The organism is Mesorhizobium sp. M0854, assembly GCF_040319815.1.
Taxonomy (GTDB): domain Bacteria; phylum Pseudomonadota; class Alphaproteobacteria; order Rhizobiales; family Rhizobiaceae; genus Mesorhizobium.
The window spans coordinates 1-1,475 of sequence record NZ_JAMYOL010000079.1 but is presented as its reverse complement, the minus strand read 5'-3'; the positions used below and the strand labels follow the sequence as shown (position 1 = coordinate 1,475).

Sequence of the window (1,475 nt, the reverse complement as noted above, 5' to 3'; positions counted from 1 at the left end):
AGCAACGCTTTCAACTCGCCTCTGCTCAGTCTAACGTCTCGATTGGTCATGGCACTTCCCCTTCCACGGGAATCGGTGATCGCAATGTCACCACCGTGCCATGGCCGCTCGCCCCTCAGAGCAAGCGCCGTTCTCTCTCCAAAACTTTTTGCAGAACCTTCAGCACATCTGTGGACGCCCCCGTGAGCGCAAGAAGAATCTTCGAAAGGCAGTATAGCGGCGCGTAGTCGGGTGCTGACATCTGTCCGGCCTCTGATGCGGCCTTCCATTTGCCGCCGGCCCGTATGGGAGTTCGCCGATCGGATCCATATCACTACCGCGCGCTCGAGGCGCTCTGTGCTGAACTGGTTTTTCCGATCCGTCTCTCATCGACTGTCGCGCCATACCTCTCCGTGTGACCTTCCTACACCTGCGACGACCTCAGACCGAGCTGCTATGCTGCCACGGCCGGAGCCCTGTAGGTCCCACCTCTTGCCATGAGCGCCCAGACGATGCGGGCCATCTTGTTGGCAAGAGCGACGACCACAAGCATTGGCGGCTTGCGGGCGAGCATGCGCCCAAGCCACGATCCTTCACGAATGCCTCGCCGACGAGCATGACGCACGACAGCGCTCGCTCCGATGATAAGCAGGCGCCGCAAAGTACGCTCGCCCATCTTCGATGTTGCACCGAGCCTCTGTTTACCGCCGGTTGAGCGTTGCAGCGGCGTCAGGCCCAGCCAAGCGGCGAAGTCACGCCCCTTTCGGAAGATTGCGGCGCAAGGCGCCAGTGCAACCAGAGCCGTTGCCGTTATCGGACCAACGCCGGGGATTGTTGCCAACCGCCGCACGTCTTCATCCTCTCGGGCACGCCGTGCAATCTCGGCATCGAGCTGCTTGATCCTTTCCTCCAGCGATCTCAGCGTATCGACCAGCACGGTGAGGGCCAGGCGGGCTGCTTCTGGCAGATCGCCCTCAGGATCCTCTACCTTTTCCATCAGCTTGGCAGTATGTGAAGGGCCCTGGGCAACGACCAGTCCATATTCTGCAAGATGGCCGCGCAAGGCGTTGATCGTCTGGGTGCGCTGCCGCACCAGCAGATCACGAGCCCGGAATACGGCCGCACTCGCCTGCTCCTCCTCACTCTTCACGGCGACAAAGCGCATGGTCGGCCGCTGCGCGGCCTCGCAGATCGCCTCGGCATCGGCGGCGTCGTTCTTCTGCCGCTTCACGAAAGGCTTCACATAGGATGGCGGGATCAGACGAACGGTGTGCCCGAGCTTGCCGATCTCGCGCGCCCAGTGATGCGCCCCAGAACAGGCCTCCATGGCGACCAAGCAGGCCGGCTGCCCAGCGAGAAACGCAAGCACCTTGTCGCGTCGCAGTTGCTTGCGGAAAACAATGGCGCCCGCCGCATCGGCTCCATGCGCCTGAAACACATTCTTCGCTAGGTCCAATCCGATCGTGTTAACTTCCATTGTGGACGCTCCCTCTCTT

General features: G+C 61.6%; 1 protein-coding gene. It reads right to left on the bottom strand.

Annotation, left to right across the window (positions count from 1 at the left end):
* Nucleotides 1-433 precede the first annotated feature (433 nt).
* Complete coding sequence (locus NKH99_RS32595; protein ID WP_353017966.1) at nt 434-1,456, bottom strand: IS110 family RNA-guided transposase; 1,023 nt, start codon at nt 1,454-1,456, stop codon at nt 434-436.
* Between the last annotated feature and the right edge of the window lie 19 nt (nt 1,457-1,475).